15 protein-coding genes are annotated in these 17626 nt (G+C 33.9%); 6 read left to right on the top strand and 9 right to left on the bottom strand.

All coding sequences use genetic code 11. The features are described 5' to 3' along the window. The first annotated feature begins 186 nt into the window (after nucleotides 1-186). The 4 genes from OQ292_RS12165 (at nucleotide 187) to OQ292_RS12180 (ending at nucleotide 4415) form a co-directional block, all read left to right on the top strand. A complete protein-coding gene (locus tag OQ292_RS12165) occupies nucleotides 187-1878 on the top strand; it encodes an alanine/glycine:cation symporter family protein (RefSeq protein ID WP_284682401.1) in 1692 nt (563 codons plus the stop codon). A gap of 82 nt (nucleotides 1879-1960) precedes the next feature. Then, nucleotides 1961-2479 (top strand): 3-hydroxyanthranilate 3,4-dioxygenase, encoded by a 519-nt coding sequence (locus OQ292_RS12170; RefSeq protein WP_284682402.1) that lies wholly within the window; start codon nucleotides 1961-1963, stop codon nucleotides 2477-2479. A 170-nt stretch (nucleotides 2480-2649) separates the two neighbouring features. Beyond that, nucleotides 2650-3138: a tetratricopeptide repeat protein gene (locus tag OQ292_RS12175; protein ID WP_284682403.1), complete on the top strand. Its 489-nt coding sequence runs from the start codon at nucleotides 2650-2652 to the stop codon at nucleotides 3136-3138. A gap of 197 nt (nucleotides 3139-3335) precedes the next feature. After that, a complete protein-coding gene (locus OQ292_RS12180) occupies nucleotides 3336-4415 on the top strand; it encodes an FAD:protein FMN transferase (protein WP_284682404.1) in 1080 nt (359 codons plus the stop codon). 76 nt (nucleotides 4416-4491) lie between these two features. On the opposite strand, the gene rpsT is transcribed toward OQ292_RS12180, so the two are convergent. Then, the gene (rpsT, locus tag OQ292_RS12185) at nucleotides 4492-4746 is read right to left on the bottom strand and encodes a 30S ribosomal protein S20 (protein WP_284682405.1); all 255 of its coding nucleotides are present in this window, start codon (nucleotides 4744-4746) and stop codon (nucleotides 4492-4494) included. Between the two features lie 76 nt (nucleotides 4747-4822). Continuing rightward, nucleotides 4823-5602, bottom strand: a complete 780-nt coding sequence (locus OQ292_RS12190) for a biotin--[acetyl-CoA-carboxylase] ligase (protein WP_284682406.1) — start codon at nucleotides 5600-5602, stop codon at nucleotides 4823-4825. Between the two features lie 96 nt (nucleotides 5603-5698). On the opposite strand from OQ292_RS12190, the gene rsfS reads away from it, so the two are divergent. After that, entirely contained in the window at nucleotides 5699-6064 is a 366-nt protein-coding gene (gene rsfS / locus OQ292_RS12195; protein WP_284682407.1) for a ribosome silencing factor, read from the top strand. A gap of 117 nt (nucleotides 6065-6181) precedes the next feature. Beyond that, nucleotides 6182-8224 carry an ATP-dependent zinc metalloprotease FtsH gene (gene ftsH, locus OQ292_RS12200; protein ID WP_284682408.1) on the top strand — a complete coding sequence of 681 codons (2043 nt, stop codon included), beginning with the start codon at nucleotides 6182-6184 and terminating at the stop codon, nucleotides 8222-8224. A gap of 20 nt (nucleotides 8225-8244) precedes the next feature. Here ftsH and OQ292_RS12205 read toward each other — a convergent pair whose 3' ends face one another. The 7 genes from OQ292_RS12205 to OQ292_RS12235 all read right to left on the bottom strand — a co-directional run bounded on the left by OQ292_RS12205 (nucleotide 8245) and on the right by OQ292_RS12235 (nucleotide 17446). Continuing rightward, nucleotides 8245-9426 (bottom strand): glycosyltransferase family 4 protein, encoded by a 1182-nt coding sequence (locus OQ292_RS12205; protein WP_284682409.1) that lies wholly within the window; start codon nucleotides 9424-9426, stop codon nucleotides 8245-8247. Between the two features lie 62 nt (nucleotides 9427-9488). Then, on the bottom strand, nucleotides 9489-10778 hold the full coding sequence (locus OQ292_RS12210) for an NAD(P)H-dependent oxidoreductase (protein ID WP_284682410.1): 1290 nt from the start codon (nucleotides 10776-10778) through the stop codon (nucleotides 9489-9491). A 57-nt stretch (nucleotides 10779-10835) separates the two neighbouring features. Continuing rightward, nucleotides 10836-11372, bottom strand: coding sequence for a dTDP-4-dehydrorhamnose 3,5-epimerase (gene rfbC / locus OQ292_RS12215; protein ID WP_284682411.1), 537 nt, complete (start codon nucleotides 11370-11372; stop codon nucleotides 10836-10838). 63 nt (nucleotides 11373-11435) lie between these two features. Next, nucleotides 11436-12686, bottom strand: coding sequence for a UDP-glucose dehydrogenase family protein (locus tag OQ292_RS12220; protein ID WP_284682412.1), 1251 nt, complete (start codon nucleotides 12684-12686; stop codon nucleotides 11436-11438). Then, a complete protein-coding gene (locus OQ292_RS12225; RefSeq protein ID WP_284682413.1) occupies nucleotides 12683-13747 on the bottom strand; it encodes an NAD-dependent epimerase/dehydratase family protein in 1065 nt (354 codons plus the stop codon). The genes OQ292_RS12220 and OQ292_RS12225 overlap by 4 nt, the downstream gene beginning before the upstream one ends. Before the next feature lie 99 nt (nucleotides 13748-13846). Next, the gene (rfbF, locus tag OQ292_RS12230) at nucleotides 13847-14629 is read right to left on the bottom strand and encodes a glucose-1-phosphate cytidylyltransferase (RefSeq protein ID WP_284682414.1); all 783 of its coding nucleotides are present in this window, start codon (nucleotides 14627-14629) and stop codon (nucleotides 13847-13849) included. 348 nt (nucleotides 14630-14977) lie between these two features. Then, complete coding sequence (locus tag OQ292_RS12235; RefSeq protein ID WP_284682415.1) at nucleotides 14978-17446, bottom strand: OmpA family protein; 2469 nt, start codon at nucleotides 17444-17446, stop codon at nucleotides 14978-14980. Nucleotides 17447-17626: the final 180 nt, after the last annotated feature.

Below are 17626 nucleotides of genomic sequence, written 5' to 3' on the forward strand. Positions count from 1 at the left end.
ATATTCAACTAAATTGAGCAGAATAAAATTTCATAAAATAGAATCTAAAGCCACTTTATCTGTCTTGCAGATGCTATTTTCTGGCGAAATGGAAGGGAAAATATGTTGTATTGAATTTTAAAAATAAATTATTGTACTATTTTTACAATATTCTAAATTTTACTGAAACCAGAAAGCTAATTTTTTATGCAGGAACTAAACGATATTTTAAGTTTAATAGATGGTTACATAGGAGGGAGTACTTGGTTTATTATAGCCTTGTTAGGTACAGGTTTGTTCTATACCTTTTACTTAGGATTTCCCCAAATCCGCTATTTTGGTCATGCTTTAAAAGCAGTAAGCGGTAAATTTGATAAAGAGGATGATGAAGGTGATACTTCTCATTTTCAAGCATTGGCAACCGCGCTTTCAGGAACTGTAGGAACTGGAAATATTGCAGGTGTTGCACTAGCAATACACTTGGGAGGCCCTGCTGCATTATTCTGGATGTTGGTAACAGCTTTTTTGGGTATGACTTCAAAGTTTGTGGAGGTAACCCTTTCACATAAATACAGGGAAAAAGATGAAACTGGTTTGGTAGCTGGTGGTCCTATGTATTACATGAAAAATGCAAAGTTTACTTTGTTTGGCAAACCTGTTAATTTTAAATGGATGGCAGTAATATTTGCCATTGCTACAGTATTATCATCATTCGGAACTGGTAATTTGCCTCAGATTAATAGTATTGCAAATTCTGTGTTTGCTACTTTCGGTATAGACCAAATGGTAACAGGAGGTGTACTGGCAATTATTTTAGGACTTGTTATTATTGGAGGTATTCGCCGTATTGCTCAGGTAACAGAAAAGCTAGTACCGGGCATGGCATTAATTTATTTAGTTGGAGCATTATCTGTAATATTTTATAATGCAGAAAATATTGTTCCTTCATTTATATCAATCTTTTCAGACATTTTTACAGGAACTTCTGCCACTGGTGGTTTCCTAGGAGCTTCTATCGCATTTGCTATTAACAGAGGGGTTAACAGAGGTTTATTCTCAAATGAAGCTGGTCAAGGTTCTGCGCCAATTGCTCACGCAGCAGCAAGAGCACATGAGCCAGTATCAGAAGGTGTTGTAGCGATTCTTGAGCCTTTTATCGATACAATTGTTATATGTACATTAACTGGTTTAGTGCTCCTATCATCTGGTGTGTGGAATGAAAAACTCGATAATCAATTTCAAGGTGCAGATACTTTAGTATTGTCAAAAATATATGACGAAGGAAACCCTGCTGATGTAGAAGTATTGAACAATTATCTTGTAGATGGGGATGCTTTAGAAACTTTTACAGGAAATTTAGAAATTGATGGTGGCGAGGTTTTAAACAACCTTTCAATTATGCATGCAAGATCAATTGCAGAAGATGTAAAAGTGTTAGATGGAGCAGGAAATCCTTTTAGTGGTAAAGTAGCTGTTTCAGAAGGCGTAGTTGATCCAACATCAGGTGTAGTATTAGAAGGAAAATCTCTTCTACATAGTGCGCCATTAACTGCAGAGGCATTTAAAAAGAGTTTCTTTGGAGATTACGGACAATATATTATTTCAATAGGATTATTACTTTTTGCATTCTCTACAGCCATTTCTTGGTCTTACTATGGCGATAGAGCCATTACCTTTTTAGTAGGTGTAAAAGGTATCCTTTGGTTTAGAATTGTATATGTAATTGGTTTCTTTTTAGCATCATTTGTAGACACTACAATTATCTGGACATTATCAGGAATTACCATTGCTCTTATGACTCTTCCAAACCTTATTGGAATATTATGGTTACATAAAGAGATGAAGCAAACAGTGAAAGACTACTGGGTGATGTTTAGAGAAGAATGGGGAGATAAGTAAGTCTGAACTTCTGATAATATAAACGAGGTTCATTGTTTAATGGACCTTGTTTGAAATATTAGCACATAGACTGGTTATTCTCATGGCAAACTTAAAAAGACCTTTCAATTTTAAAGCCTGGATAGACGAACACAGGCACCTTCTAAAACCTCCGGTGGGGAACCAACAGGTGTTTAAAGGAAATGAGGATTACATTGTAATGGTAGTGGGAGGGCCAAATGCCCGCAAAGATTATCATTATAATGAAGGTGAGGAGTTTTTCTATCAGTTAGAAGGTAATATGGTGCTAAAGGTTATTGAAGATGGAAAGCCTGTAGATTTGCCAATAAGTGCTGGTGATATTTATTTACTACCTCCAAAAGTGCCCCACTCTCCGCAAAGAGAAGCCAATTCTGTGGGTTTGGTAATTGAAAGATATCGTAAAGAAAATGAGAGAGATGGCTTTATGTGGTTTTGCGAAAACTGTGATAACAAATTGCATGAAGTTTATTTCGAGTTGACTGATATCGTAAAACAATTACCAGTAGTAATGAAAGAATTTTACGATTCTGAAGACTTAAGAACATGCAAGAAATGCGGTTCAGTAATGGAGAAACCGTAGTTTACATATTATTAGGCAAAGTGTGATAGAAAATAAGTACTTTATCACATTTTGTTTTAATAACCTTAACGAGCTTTAACTAGAGTTTGAAAAAATTTAAAAACCTTAAAAGTTAACAGGGCGTTATAATTGCGACTACTAACCTATCATTTTTTTCAATGGATTATTCAATGGAGCAGTATTTTGATAAATATAGATTAGATCAACTCTTTTTAGAATTAGGGCAAGCAACCAGCGAAGAGGAAATATTGAGTCTGGAGTCTGCTATTTGGGATGTGTGGATGGATGCCCGCTCTACAACTATAAATACTAAGATGGAAGAAGGCACAGCATTTATGGAAGATCAAGACTTTTATGGAGCCATTATAGTGTTTGATGAAATGATTGAAAGGTGGGCAGATTATGCAGAAGGTTGGAATAAGCGTGCAACAGCATATTACCAAAATGGAGAGTTTAAAAGAGCATTAGATGATATAGAGAAAGCTTTAGAGATTGAGCCAAGACATTTTGGAGCTCTTTCTGGTAAAGCTAACATCTACAGAGAGATCTGTTATGATGAAGGTGTAATTAAAACATTAAAAGAGTTACAAAAGTTAATGCCTGGCAAAGAAATGCTTAATAAGCAAATTGCCGAGGTTGCCTCAAGAATGAACAGGTAAATCATTATTAATACAGCATGTTGTTTAACAAAAGCAATGTGTTGTGATTTTTTCTTTTCCACAGTTCTCCCTTTTAATTCCACTTAGTTTTCTAGATTTGAATCTCAAAAAATAATAGCTATTTAAGCTTTGGTTTTTATATAAAATCATATGGGTTTTAAATAGTGTTTTGGGGTTTATCTACTAATAAAACAATCATGCAGGCAAGTAAAACTGAGTTAAGGAAGAAAAATATAATTTACTCTTTAGTATTAATTTTAGCTGTCGGAGCTGTCTATGTATATCGCAATTACATCAAAAATCCGATACCTAAACAACTTGAGAACCTAGTTGAAGTTTACAACACAGGTGTTACTATGGGGGTAATAAATTACAATATAAAATACCTTGCTCAAGATGGTGTTGATTTGCAATTGGGAATAGACAGCGTATTAAAAGCATTTAATCAGTCATTATCTACCTATATTCCAGAGTCTGAAATTTCTAGGTTTAATAAGCTAGAAACCCAAAGTTTGGTATTTGAATCATCATTATTTTATCCAGTATTAAAAGCTAGTAAAGAAGTGTATGATGCAACAGGTGGAGCATTTGATCCTACAATTATGCCATTGGTAAATGCATGGGGTTTTGGACCAGATAAAGCTCCTGTATTAAAAGATGAAGATTCTTCAAAGATAGATTCATTACTTCAACTAGTAGATTACTCACTTATTAAATTTAATCAAGATTCAGTATCTAAGAAAAAATCGGGTTTACAACTCGATTTTAGTGCAGTAGCCAAAGGTTATGCTGTAGATTTAGTTGCAAACTATTTATCAGAACATGATATAAACAACTATATGGTAGAGATTGGAGGTGAACTTTCTTGCCATGGTTCAAATATTAAAGGTGATACTTGGCTTATAGGAATTGACAACCCCACTTATCTTGAACGGGGTGGACAAATGTTAAGTGGTAAGGTTAAGTTAAAAGATAAAGCCTTGGCGACTTCAGGTAATTACAGGAACTTTTACATCAAAGATGGAAAAAAATATGCACATACAATTAGTCCACATACTGGTAGACCTGTACAACATAGTTTATTAAGTGCTTCTGTATTTGCTGAAAACTGTATGTTAGCAGATGCTTATGCCACTGCTTTTATGGTAATTGGCAAAGACTCAGCTATACATATACTTGAAAATAATAAAGCTATTGAAGGCTTTTTGATCTACGATGTAGAGGGAGAGCTAAAAACTTATTCTACGCCTTCGTTAGAGAGTTATTTAGTCGAATAAAAAAAATCTTTCCTTAATTGATATCAATTAAGGAAAGATTTCAACTTTATTATTTTGTAAGCGAGAATAAAGTTAATTAAGAAAGTGTAGCAACAAATTTAGCTAACTTAGACTTTTTGTTAGATGCATTGTTCTTGTGAATAATATTATTCTTGGCAAGTTTATCCAACATAGAAGAAACTTTTTTGTATAGCTCTAAAGCCTCAGTTTTATCTGTTGTTTCTTTTAACTTTCTTACAAAAGTTCTAGTTGTTTTTAATTGATAGCGATTACGTAACCTTTTTGTTTCGCTTGATCTAATTCTTTTAAGAGCAGATTTATGGTTTGCCATTTTTATATATATTTTACTACTTTCAAAATTTGGAACTGCAAAAGTACAGCTTTTTTGTCTATAACCAAATATCAGATCAATAATTTATAAATCTAATTTCTTTAAACCCAAAATATTCAACTTTTTTGTCATTATGGTTATAAACTGCCAGTTTTCCTTGTGCGTCTATACCAAGAATTTCACCTTCAAAAAGTTTATTTTCTGATTTTCTAAGATCTTCGTATTTATTTTTTTCTTGATATTGATACAAAACATTGATGTACATCTGCTTCATTTTTTCGAAAATGCCATTCTTTAATTGCAGAAATGTACTTTCAATATTCTCAAGTAGGTTTTCAATAAGTGTTTCAAGAATATAATGCTTTTGATTTTCTAGCGAAATGGAGGTTGCATTTAGTCCTGAAAAGTTTTCCTGATTAATATTTAGGCCTATTCCGATTATAGAATGTTCTATCGATTGTTTTTTTAAGAAATTTTCAATTAAAATTCCTCCTAGTTTTTTATTTTTAACATATATGTCATTCGGCCACTTAATTTTTAAGCCTGTTTGAATGAAATTTTGCAAAAAGCTATAAATACCCAACGATATTGCAACATTTAGCTTAAATTGCTCATTAGCTTTTATAAAATCAGGTTTGAGAATTAAAGAAAGAGTAATATTTTTATCAGCTTCTGTTTGCCAGGAATTACCTCTTTGTCCTCTTCCTTTTTTTTGATGGGAAGTAACAAAAACTTCTCCGCCAAACACTTTGTTATTACTAATGTAGTTGGTAGCTATGTCATTAGTAGAGTGACAAGATGGCAGGTAAATGTATTTTTTCCCTAGAAATAGCGTATTGGCAGATATTTTATACAAGTATTTTGTAGTTTTGATAAATTAAAGTAAGACTAAAAATTTTTTAATATTATAAGGAATTTGCAAATAAAAACTGATATCCGGAAAAATTCCAATATGATTGATACTGAGAAACAAGAATCTTCAAAAATTCTTGCTGAATTAGTGCTTGAAGGAATGCAAAATAGAAAAGGCATAGATATTAAACTTTTAGACCTTAGAGGGATTAATAATGCTATAGTTGATTATTTTGTTATTTGTTCTGGTAATACAGACATTCAGGTAAAAGCACTTATGGAAAGTATTGAAGAAGAAGTGTACAAAGCAATTGGGGAATCTCCGTGGATGCGAGAAGGTATAACCAATGGCGAATGGATAATATTGGATTATGTAGATGTTGTAGCCCATGTATTCAAAAAGAATAAAAGAGAACATTTTGGGATCGAAGACCTATGGGGAGATGCCAAAGTGACGTATTTTTAATATATTATGTGGTAATTTCAGCATTTTTTAAAAGTATAGAATACTTGATGGAATTAAATATCATTAATTAGTGTAGCTACTGATATGCAATCAGTATTAGTAAATTAAAAACAGATAATGGCAGATAAAAAGAAAAAGAATCTTATCCCTCCGAAGCCTCCCAAGAATAACTATCAGATTTGGTTGGTCATCGTGTTGATACTGCTGATAGTGGGGCTTACTTATTTTAATAAAAATAGTTCTACTATTGATATCACCATGAAAAGATTTGAAAAACTGATGCAGGATGGTGATGTTAAAGATGTGACTTTAGTTAAAAATAAAAGTATAGTTGAAGTAACCCTAACAGAAAACGCGCTAAGAAAGCAAAGAATTAGTGATGAGCTTAACAATAGAAGCCCATTTTCAATAAGTCAGGGGCCTCAATACCAAATTACTATATTTTCACCAGAATCTTTTAAAGAGGATCTAGAGGAGGTACAAGCGAAATTAGACGATAATAACCCTAGTAAACAATTAGCAGTAAGAGTTACAGAGAGACAAGATTTTGGTTCTTGGTTCTTAAGTTGGGGATTTTTCTTTATTCTAGTTTTTGGTTTCCTTTTCTTAATGAGAAGAATGACTGGCGGTGGAGCCGGAGGTCAAATTTTTAATATTGGTAAGTCAAGAGCTGCTTTATTTGATGCGGAGAATAAAGTAAAAATCACATTTAATGATGTAGCTGGTCTAGACGAAGCTAAAGAAGAAGTTGAGGAGATTGTTCAGTTCCTTAAAAACCCTTCTAAATACACTAACTTGGGTGGTAAAATACCTAAAGGTGCATTATTAGTAGGCCCTCCAGGTACTGGTAAAACATTATTAGCCAAAGCAGTTGCAGGAGAATCAGGTGTTCCTTTCTTCAGTCTTTCAGGTTCAGATTTTGTAGAGATGTTTGTAGGTGTTGGTGCTGCAAGGGTAAGAGATTTGTTTAAGCAAGCAAAGGAAAAAGCGCCTTGTATCATTTTTATTGATGAGGTTGATGCAATTGGTCGCTCAAGAGGTAGAGGACAAATGCCGGGTGCAAATGACGAAAGAGAAAATACATTGAACTCACTTCTTGTTGAGATGGATGGATTTGCAACCGACTCTGGTGTAATTATTCTGGCTGCAACTAACAGACCAGATGTATTAGATAGTGCATTACTAAGACCAGGTAGATTTGATAGACAAATCAGTATAGATAAACCAGATATAGTAGGAAGAGAGACTATATTTAAGGTGCATTTAAAGCCACTTAAATTATCTAAGGATGTAAGTCCAAAAGATTTAGCCGCTCAAACCCCGGGTTTTGCTGGTGCTGAAATCGCTAACGTTTGTAACGAAGCAGCACTTATCGCCGCAAGAAAAGATAAAAAAGCGGTTGATATGAAAGACTTTGAGGATGCTATTGATAGAGTTATTGGTGGTCTCGAGAAGAAAAATAAAATTATCTCACCAAGTGAGAAGAAAATTGTTGCATACCATGAGGCTGGGCACGCAGTTGCAGGTTGGTTCTTAGAACATGCAGATCCATTGGTTAAGGTAAGTATTGTACCAAGGGGTGTAGCAGCGTTAGGTTATGCGCAGTATCTTCCAAAGGAACAGTTCTTACATACTACCGAGCAAATGGTAGATGAAATGTGTATGGCCTTAGGTGGTAGAGCAGCAGAAGATATTGTATTTGGTAAAATCTCTACTGGGGCTTTAAGTGATTTGGAAAGAATTACTAAAATGGCTTACAGCATGGTAACCATATATGGTATGAATGACGTTATTGGTAACCTCTCATTCTACGATTCTAAAAGATCTGATTACTCATTTGAGAAGCCATATTCTGATGCAACAGCGGAGACCATCGATAAAGAGGTTAAAAAGCTTATTGACATGGCATATGAGAGAACTAGACAACTCTTATTAGATAAGAGAGACGAATTAGAGATTCTTGCTCAGGAACTCCTTAAAAAGGAAATTTTATTCCAAAAAGATTTAGAAAGACTAATCGGCCAAAGACCATTTGATACAGAAACTACTTACCAGAAGTTTACTAAGAAGACAGAAGAAAATGGTAAAGTAGAAGGGGAGAGTTCAGACGAACCACCAACAGATTCTGCCGAAGAAGTTAAAGAAGAAACAAAATCATAAATAAAAAATCCCTCTTAAATTTAAGAGGGATTTTTTTTGTATTCTGAAATTACATCTTCATAAATTTCTTGTAATATTTTGAAGTTGATTTCTTCAGTATATTTTTCTTCATAAATATTTCGTGCATTTGCTGATAATTCTTTTTGTAAAGCCTCATCCTTATCTAAGAGACTTATTTTTTCACTCAGAATTTCTGTATTTCCTGTCTCGTAAATCAGTCCGTTTTTCTTATCTTCTATCATTTCTGCAGGTCCTCCTAAGTTGGGAGCAATTACAGGAGTTCCTACTGAGAGCGCTTCCAGAATAACCATAGGCATGCCTTCGTACCAAACAGATGAGAATACCAATGCTTTTACAGATTTTAGCATCTCTACAACTTCTGTTCTTGGTTTAAAACCAATGTATTCAATATTTGAATGCGCTTTTTCAGCTTTTAAAACATCCTCTTTTAGAGGTCCATCACCTAATATTTTTAACTTAGATTCTGTTTTGCTGAAAGCTTCAAGTAAAGTAGATATACCTTTCTCTTCAGATAATCTTCCTATAAACAAGAAGTCTTTACGTTCCTCCCTACCTATACCTATATCAGGAACAAAGTTAGGTTTTACAACAAATTGGTTTGGTTTAGCTCCTAGTGATGAATCTAAAAATTTGTCTTTAGCAAAATTGGTGAGTGTAATGTATCTGTCAACATGCTTTTCCCAAGTTTTTAAAACCTTGTGTATACCTGTCATCAAAACCAAAGAAGCTGTTTGTATTTTTGAGTCTCTGTAAACTCCTTTTAAGATTGGAGATATAGGGAAATTTTTATGAATATTATCTTCATAAATTCTGCCATTGAAAAATAAATAGGCACTTGGGCAAATTAGCCTATAGTTGTGTAAAGTCATTACAATGGGAACTTTACATGCTTTTGCAGCATAAAATATAGATGGAGATGCTAAAGGAAAGAAGTTGTGTACATGAATAATATCGGGTTGAAATTCCTTTATTTTATTCAGTAACTTGGCTTTTCCTTTTGGGTTATAAAATGAAAATAACCCTGTTAGAAGTTTGTCTTTAGCAGATTTAATTTCATGATTGTCGTACAACAGCGTATCGACTTCGATTCCATTCTTTTTTAAAAGTGCTAGTTCAGATTCAAATACAGTATCTTCTCCTCCTTTTTGTTGGTAAGTATTGTGTAGTATTAAAACTTTCATATAAAAAAAAGAAAAGGAGATTTGTTACAATCTCCTTTTTAGATCGAAAAAACGTTTTGTAATTACTTAGAAAATAATTCGAATTGCTCTTTATATAAAGCATGCTTTATATTAGAAGGATCAAATTCTACATCATCAAAAGTAATTTCTTTATCTTGAGGGAGGTCTTTCTTAAGTACACAACCATCTGCTAATCCCATTGGAAGTAATCTTTCTGCTCTAGCAGTGTCGTAGTTTTCACAAACTCCGTAAGATTTAAATCCACCTAAGCCATCAATAGTTTCTCCAGCTTTAAGGTCGAATTTAGCAGTAGCAACTACTTCTACAACTGGTCCTGCTTTAGGAGCAAGAATGATATCGTCAAAATCGATCATTCTAGCTATAGAAATAGCAGTTTCGAAGAATAGTAAGTGATAAGGAACATAGAAGCTATAAAGTGGACCATCACCCAGTTTTCCGTATTTTAAATATTTTGCAGACCAAGGATCATCTGTAGTCGCATAAATGAATACACCTGGACCTGGTTTAGGACCTACAACGTAGTCTACAATACCACCTAATTCTTTCATTTCATCAATGTCGTACAAATGAGTAAGATCATCTATATGTTCTTTTGAATGGTGGCCATACATACCTCTTGTAGCTACTTTCATTCCTGTAGCATTAGCAATACATGCTTGCTCAAAAGAAATTTTAGTGCCATCAGCAAAGCTGGTAACCATTTCTGGAGTCATATCCCACTGAGCAGCAAAGCTCTTTTGAGTTTCTGGAGTACGATAGTGGTCTTGTAAACCTTTTATGTTTCCGCAAAGCAATGGTTCGAAGCCCATGCTTTTTACAAAACGGTATAAGTTAAGAGTAACACCTGGTTGGTCACCATCTCCCACACTGTATTTTACGCCAGCTATATCAGCTTTATGCTTTAATATTGGTCCTAAAGTAGCATCGATTTCAGCATTAAAAGAAAGAATATGTTTGCCATGATCCATGGCTTTTAGCATAACTTTCGCTGCAAATTCGATTGTTCCGGTAACTTCAACTAGTATATCAAGTCCTTCAGCTTCGCAGAGGGCATCTGCATTTGAAGTGATTGCAGGAATACCAGCTTTAATAGCATCTTCTAACTCAGCAGTAGTTTCTACTAATTTATACTCTTTTAGACCTACATATTCGTAAGCTGCCTGAGCTTTAGAAACTGTACGGTTATACGTAGCAGATATAACCATACCTGGAGTATATTTTACGATTTGATTCATCATCCCTTTTGCCATCTCACCAGCACCGATCAACCCAACTTTTATAGGGTTATTTTCTTTTTCTCTTTTATTGAGTGCGTTATCGACTATAATCATTATTTATATAGTTTTCTGTTTGTAATACATCAATATTTATTACCGGAAAATTATTTTTTAGAATGGGCTTTCGTACTCATCAAGAGTAGGTAAAGCAATATCTTTATCTGAAAGGATAGGAGACATATCTGGCCATTCAATACCACAAGAGTCCCACTTAATACCAGTATCACTCTCGGGTTTAAATACAACTGTGGTTCTATTTAAGAAAATAGCGTAGTCACTCATTACGTAAAAGCCATGAGCCATGCCAGCAGGAATATATAGCATATTTCCTTTTTCGCTGTCTAATTCAATTGTGAAATGTTGCTTGTAAGTAGGAGAGTCTTTTCTTAGATCAACTACAACATCGAAAATTTCACCTGAAATACAGGTTACACATTTAATGTGCTCGTTAGGCGGGGTTTGAAAATGTAATCCTCTTAAAACTCCTTTTTTAGAGCCAGAATAATATTCTTCTGTAAATGAGGTAGAAAGTCCTAAGTCTTTATAAGTGTCTTCGTGGTAGGTTTTAATAAGTTTTCCTCTGTCGTCCTGAAATATTCTTGGTTTCAGCTCAAAACATCCTGGAATTGGTGTTTCAATTTTCTCCATTTGTGCTTTTTGATTAAAATAAAAACCGGTTACTCAAATAGAGTAAACCGGTTTAATAATAAATTAATAAATATATCTATAGTCGAATACATTCTTCTTGTTGATGAGTTCTTTCTTTTCTTTGAACTCTTTCCAACCAGTAAGAATAGCAACATTTTCTGTTTGCTCAAGTAATTCTTCTAGTGTATCGATGTATTTGATTTTGATATCAGGATATTCTTCTTGGAAAGCCTGATTCGCCAATGGGTCGTAAGCTATAATGTTAGTATAACCTTTGTCGATCAATTTAGTGATTACATCTTTACTTGGAGTAAGACGAACATCATCAGAACCAGTTTTAAAAGATAAACCTAAGATACCAATTGTATCAGAAGGAGAAGTAGCATCAGCAATTTTGCTTACTACGAAATCTTTTACTTGCTCATTAATTTTAAGGTTGCCACCTAAAACTTCTGGAGTAAATCCATTGTCTTTAGAGATGCTATATAAAGCTGAAGTATCTTTTGGAAGGCAATATCCACCATAACCACAACCAGGATATACATAGCTAGACATTGATGCAGGAGAACCAAACCATCTTTTGTCTTCGTGTAGAATTCTAAATGCTTTTGCTACATCAATATCACCAATATGGTCTGCTACCATAGACATTTCATTAGAGTAACTAATTAATGTAGATAGCAATGTGTTAGATAAATATTTGATGAACTCAGCAGAGTTATAAGACACATAGTGAATTGGCGCATTGAATGGCTTGTAGATTTTATCAAGAATCTCTTTTGACTCTTCATCTTCTACACCAATTACTACACGATCTGGCTCGATAAAATCTTCCCAGCAATACCCTTCTCTTAAGAACTCAGGGTTAGATGCAAAACCAATATTTCTGTTAAACTCTTTTAGTTTTTCATCAACATATGGTTTTACTTTTTTAGATACTGTTGATGGAGGAACAGTTGATTTAGTAATGATTACTTTGAAATCATCTGAATCTACTGCTAAAATTTGATCGATAGCACCTAAAATATATTTTAAGTCTGCGCTACCATCTGCAGCAGCAGGAGTACCCACACAAATAAAGATCGCTTTACTATTTTTTACAGCTTCTTCTAATGGCGGATTTAAAAAGAAAGTTTTATCAGAAGTTTCTTCTAATACTTCTTTTAAGTGAGGCTCGTGAAATGGAATTTCAAAGTTTTTGAGTTTATTAACTCTGGCCTCATTTATATCTATTCCGTAAGTTTTGAATCCTTTTTTAGCAAAGCCAAGGCCTGTAGTTAAGCCTACGAATCCTAATCCTATTACTGTAATCATATTAATTTTCCGTTGTTAATATTAAGAAATTTTAAAAACCTTGTAACACCTTCTTCTACATAAATTGTAGGGTTGTATTGAAGCATTGTTTTTGCCTTAGTTATGTCTGGGCATCTTCTATTCGGGTTGTCAGTAAGGTATTCTTTATCGTCAGAAACTTTGAAATCAACCTTGCCTTTATAATCGTAAATTTCCTTTGCTCCTTTTTGGAAAAGCTCTGCAAATTCTTTTACAGAAACTTCAGGTTTATCAATACCAATATTAAATGCTTCAAGCTTACCAAATAATAATACTTTTAGGTAACCTGTGATCGCATCAGAAATATAGCAGAATGTACGTGTTGGTTTTCCATCAGAGAATAAAACCATATCTCTTCCTTCGTGAACGCATTTTGCAAAGTCAGCAGGAAGACGCTTGTCATTAATATTCATACCAGGACCATAGTTATTAAATGGTCTTGCTACTGATATCGGCATGTTAAATTTGTGATGGAAGATATAGCACATTGTTTCACCAAAACGTTTTGCTTCATCGTAGCAAGCTCTTGGTCCCATTGCCGATACGTTACCTCTGTATTCTTCATTTGTTGGGATAAATTCTGGAAACGGATCGCCATAAATTTCGCTACTTGAGAAGAATAAGAAGCCTTTAATATCTTTTTCTGCATAGAAATCTAACAGCCTTCTTAAACCAGTAATGTTGGCATCGATAGTTTCAACAGGGTAAATTCTGTAAAAGGTAGGAGAGGCGATAGATGCACCGTGAATAATAAGGTTAGCTTCTGCAGCTCCCTCTACACTTGCAACATCGTCGGTAATAACGTTGAATTCATGCAGCTCGATTTTATCATTATTTTTCACGATTTCGTCAAGCCAGTCTTTTGTACCTGTGAGGAAGTTTTCAAGAGCAATAACTTTTTTAATACCAAGCTCTTCTGTATAAGTATCAAAAAAGTGCATGAAATAGTATCCAAGAAAACCTCCACAGCCAGTAATTAAAACTGTTGAGCCGTCAAACTTCTTTTTTTCTTCAACGGATAGGCTGTTGAGGATATAGCCCATGTCTTCAATCAAGATTGGATTTTCTTTTTTTTCCACAGAGAATAAAGTTATGTTTAAATTGATTTATTGATTGCTAAAAGATTTAGTTGTTTTTAAAGATTACCACACTTTCCAAGGAGCTTCACCTTTATCCCACATGGCTTCAAGTACATTCTTGTCTCTTAAAGTATCCATTGGTTGCCAGAAGCCTGTGTGCTTATAAGCTGAAAGGTTACCAGTTTCAGCAAGGGTTTCAAGTGGTTCTCTTTCCCAAACTGTATCATCTCCTGTAATATGATCTATTACACTAGGTTCAAGTACAAAGAAACCGCCATTAATCCATGCGCTTTCTCTACCATCACCAACTGGTTTCTCTCTAAAACTGTTTACTTTCGGGTTAGAATCCCCCAATTTAAATGCACCAAATCTACCTGGTTGCTGAACTGCTGTAAGGGTAGCAGCTGTACCTTGAGACTTATGAAATTTGATTAATTCTGTGATGTTTACATCACTTACTCCATCACCATAAGTTAAACAGAAAGTTTCGTTACCTATGTATTCTTTTACTCTCTTAAGTCTTCCTCCAGTCATAGTGTGGAGTCCTGTATCGATAAGAGTAACTTTCCACGGGTCAGCTTCAGTTTTGTGAACTTCCATATCATTATTTTTTAGATCGAAAGTAAAGTCTGAAGTGTGGATGAAATACTTAGAAAAGTACTCTTTGATGTAATATCCTTTGTAACCACAGCAAATTATAAATTCATCAATTCCATGTTGTGCATAGGTTTTCATAATATGCCAAAGGATGGGTTTTCCACCTATTTCAACCATAGGTTTAGGTCGTACTCCACTTTCTTCACTAATTCTTGTGCCGAAGCCACCGGCAAAAATTACTGCTTTCATAAGTGTTTGGTTAGATTCTCTTTTAGTTTTTAATGTAATTTATAGTTCAATATTACAGATTATCGTATTACAAGGTGGAATTACCTTGTTAACAAATCAGAATTCGAATAAATCTTATAGTTATTAATGTAAGATTTAAGACTAGGTAAACAGAAAAAAGTTTAAAAAATAAGGTTTTGAACCTCTAGATTATCAATAATCTTGCTTCAATTAATAATCTTAAAAAAAATTTATCTCAATTTAGAAAATAAGAGAGACCTATGAAATTACCATTACATTTTTTTTATAGAAAATAAAAAAAGGGCTCTATTAGAGCCCTTACTTGCATTTATATGTTTTAAATACTATTTATTCATTTTCTTCTTTTTCAGTAGTTTCTTCCTCATTTGTAGAAACTTCTGATTTAATTTCGGTTATTTTAATTTCAGTTCTTCTGTTTGTTTGGTGATCTTCCTCAGACTGAGCATTTTCAATTTTTATCTTGAACTTACCATAACCTCTACCTACAACTTGTGATTCTGGAATTCCTTTGTTTTTAAGGTATTCTACAACAAAATTTGCCCGTTTTTGAGAAAGCATTAGGTTGTATAAATCTGATCCTCTATCGTCACAGTGAGAGCTTACCTCAACACTAATATTTGGATTGTCTGATAGAAATTGTACCAGTTTATCTATTTGTGGGTTTTCTTGGTTATCGAAGTAGTATGAATCATAATCGTAAAGAATCTCTTCGAACTGATAATCGTTTTCGCCATCTCGCATAGAAATTATATCTCCAATATTAGGTTTATCTAGTTCGTAATCTTCCTTAAAGGTAGAGTCTTCGATACCCATTGAAACAAGTTCTTCTACTGGGATATTGTCAATTTCTGGTGCTTTATAAGTTACCCTTTTTGTAAGTACATCTTCTTTAGACATAATAAATGTATACTCTGCACCTGGATCCATTTTAAATTTAGCCTGCCCGTATCTACCAGTAGTAAGTTCTCCAATTTCTTCGAACTCTGCTGGCATCTCTTCTGGGTTATTAAGTGAATCTTCTACATTTACTTCGTAGTCGGCAATGAGAGAATCTGCAGTTTCTTTAATAATGTCTGAATATTCTTCAGCAATTGAATCTCTAATGGTTTGAGTATATTCAGCAATAAGTGAGTCTGCAACATTATTTACATATTCTCTAGCAAGTGTTCCACCAGCTTCTTTTTCCAGTTTTTCTTTAAGAGAGTTATCGAGCTCTTTTTTGTAATTATCAACCATTTCGGTTTGTACACTTGAAGCTACCACATTAACTAATGAATCGTTTACGGTTTCTCTGTATCTGGCAACTACTTCTTTCTTGATTTCTAGCTTTTCATCATCAGTGATAAGCTTAGGCTCTTTTTTCTTAAGAATGGTAACATTTGCATTTAAGATAGGCTCACCAGCAAAGAAGTTACCGTCTTTATCACCTCCATCTTTTCCATATCTTAGTGCTAATTCTACAAAAAGATCGAATTTAGGAGGAGTTTTATCTAGAAAGAAATAGATATCATCATTACCCTTACCTTCTGGTCTGTTTGATGTAAAATAACCAGATAAAGTGTCATTATAGATTAATCCGAAATCGTCAAAAGGAGAGTTAAACTGCAAACCTACATTTTCTACAACCGTTCTTTTATCTACTTTGTAAGCAATAAAGTTATCTAAACCGCCAAGTCCCGGATGTCCATCAGAAGCAAAGTAAAGCTTACCATCTTCTGTTACATAAGGAAACATCTCGTTACCAGGAGAATTAATTTTGTTCCCAAGGTTTTTAGGCTCTGTCCACTCACCAGTACTTCTTCTTCTTTCAACACTGTACAGGTCTATGCCTCCTTTGCCTCCAGGTCTATTAGATGCAAAATATAATCTTTTTCCATCAGGTGAAAAGGCTGGAGAAGATTCCCATGTTTCTTCGCTAGAAAATGGTAATAATTCTGGTTCAGACCAGATTGAATCTTTAAAGTAAGTAATGTACAGACTTACTTCTTTTTGTTTGTCTCTTCTAAAGCCTGAGTTACCTCTGGCGAATATCATTGTATTGCCATTATCTGTAAAAGTACAGGTGCCAATGTTATATTTACTTTCTTTAAAAATAGGTAAAGGAATATCTACAAGTGACACATTACCAGTGTTTTTTAGAGAATCTTCGATTTCCAATTTAAACAACCTGGTGTATCCGTAGCCAGTACCGCTAAATGTAGTTTCTCCTTTACTCGAAGTATAGAACAGTGAAAAGGAATTAGATTCATCTTTTAATAGTACTGGTGCATATTCAGCACCTTCAGAGTTTACCGAATCACAATTAAACAGCTCTATATATTCATTTTCTATAGCTGTAATTGTTTTGATTTCAGCCAAGTTTTTAAGTTCTAAATTAGCTTTATCAGGATAAGCAAGTTCTCCTTCTAATTGAAGATAAGCACTAAATTGTTGAGTTGCCTCTTCATATTTGCTATTCATTTTATAGGCAAATGCCAAGTACAACATGGCATTTTGTTTTTGGATGTCTTCTTCCAAATTGCCTTCAATGGCTTTAAGGTAATGCTCAATAGTTAAGTAAAGCCGATTAGAGAGCCTAAAACTTTCAGCTATTTTATAGTGAATTCGAGCTTTGCTTTCCTCTGAGGCAGTTAGCAGAGCCTGATTGTAGAGGTCAATACTATTTTGATACTCTCCTTTAATAAATGTTTTATCTGCCTGTTTTTCCTCTTTCGATCGACTTTGAGCGAATGTACTGAAAGAAGCAAAACACAGTAAAATTGAGCATATCAATAGAAAGCGTATATTGTTTTTCATGCTTTAGTGGTATTAGCCTGTTTAAAAAATACAGATTTAAAAATTTACTGTTGCCAGTTTTTCAAGGCTGTAATGTAAACTCTGTATAACATCACATATTGTTGATCTAACCTAATTTAGAAAGGGTTTTAGATGCATTTTATCATGACTATAGGTAAGGGTATATGTAAGATTATAGAG

Source organism: Chondrinema litorale (assembly GCF_026250525.1).
GTDB classification, from domain to species: domain Bacteria; phylum Bacteroidota; class Bacteroidia; order Cytophagales; family Flammeovirgaceae; genus Chondrinema; species Chondrinema litorale.

Excerpts from the sequence above, each read along its gene's own strand:
- OQ292_RS12220 (WP_284682412.1), bottom strand. The coding sequence starts at position 12,686 with ATGATTACAGTAATAGGATTAGGATTCGTAGGCTTAACTACAGGCCTT.
- OQ292_RS12210 (WP_284682410.1), bottom strand. The coding sequence starts at position 10,778 with ATGATTATAGTCGATAACGCACTCAATAAAAGAGAAAAAGAAAATAAC.
- OQ292_RS12180 (WP_284682404.1), top strand. The coding sequence starts at position 3,336 with ATGCAGGCAAGTAAAACTGAGTTAAGGAAGAAAAATATAATTTACTCT.
- OQ292_RS12175 (WP_284682403.1), top strand. The coding sequence starts at position 2,650 with ATGGAGCAGTATTTTGATAAATATAGATTAGATCAACTCTTTTTAGAA.
- OQ292_RS12170 (WP_284682402.1), top strand. The coding sequence starts at position 1,961 with ATGGCAAACTTAAAAAGACCTTTCAATTTTAAAGCCTGGATAGACGAA.
- OQ292_RS12235 (WP_284682415.1), bottom strand. The coding sequence starts at position 17,446 with ATGAAAAACAATATACGCTTTCTATTGATATGCTCAATTTTACTGTGT.
- rfbF (WP_284682414.1), bottom strand. The coding sequence starts at position 14,629 with ATGAAAGCAGTAATTTTTGCCGGTGGCTTCGGCACAAGAATTAGTGAA.
- ftsH (WP_284682408.1), top strand. The coding sequence starts at position 6,182 with ATGGCAGATAAAAAGAAAAAGAATCTTATCCCTCCGAAGCCTCCCAAG.
- OQ292_RS12165 (WP_284682401.1), top strand. The coding sequence starts at position 187 with ATGCAGGAACTAAACGATATTTTAAGTTTAATAGATGGTTACATAGGA.
- OQ292_RS12205 (WP_284682409.1), bottom strand. The coding sequence starts at position 9,426 with ATGAAAGTTTTAATACTACACAATACTTACCAACAAAAAGGAGGAGAA.
- rpsT (WP_284682405.1), bottom strand. The coding sequence starts at position 4,746 with ATGGCAAACCATAAATCTGCTCTTAAAAGAATTAGATCAAGCGAAACA.
- rsfS (WP_284682407.1), top strand. The coding sequence starts at position 5,699 with ATGATTGATACTGAGAAACAAGAATCTTCAAAAATTCTTGCTGAATTA.
- rfbC (WP_284682411.1), bottom strand. The coding sequence starts at position 11,372 with ATGGAGAAAATTGAAACACCAATTCCAGGATGTTTTGAGCTGAAACCA.
- OQ292_RS12225 (WP_284682413.1), bottom strand. The coding sequence starts at position 13,747 with ATGGGCTATATCCTCAACAGCCTATCCGTTGAAGAAAAAAAGAAGTTT.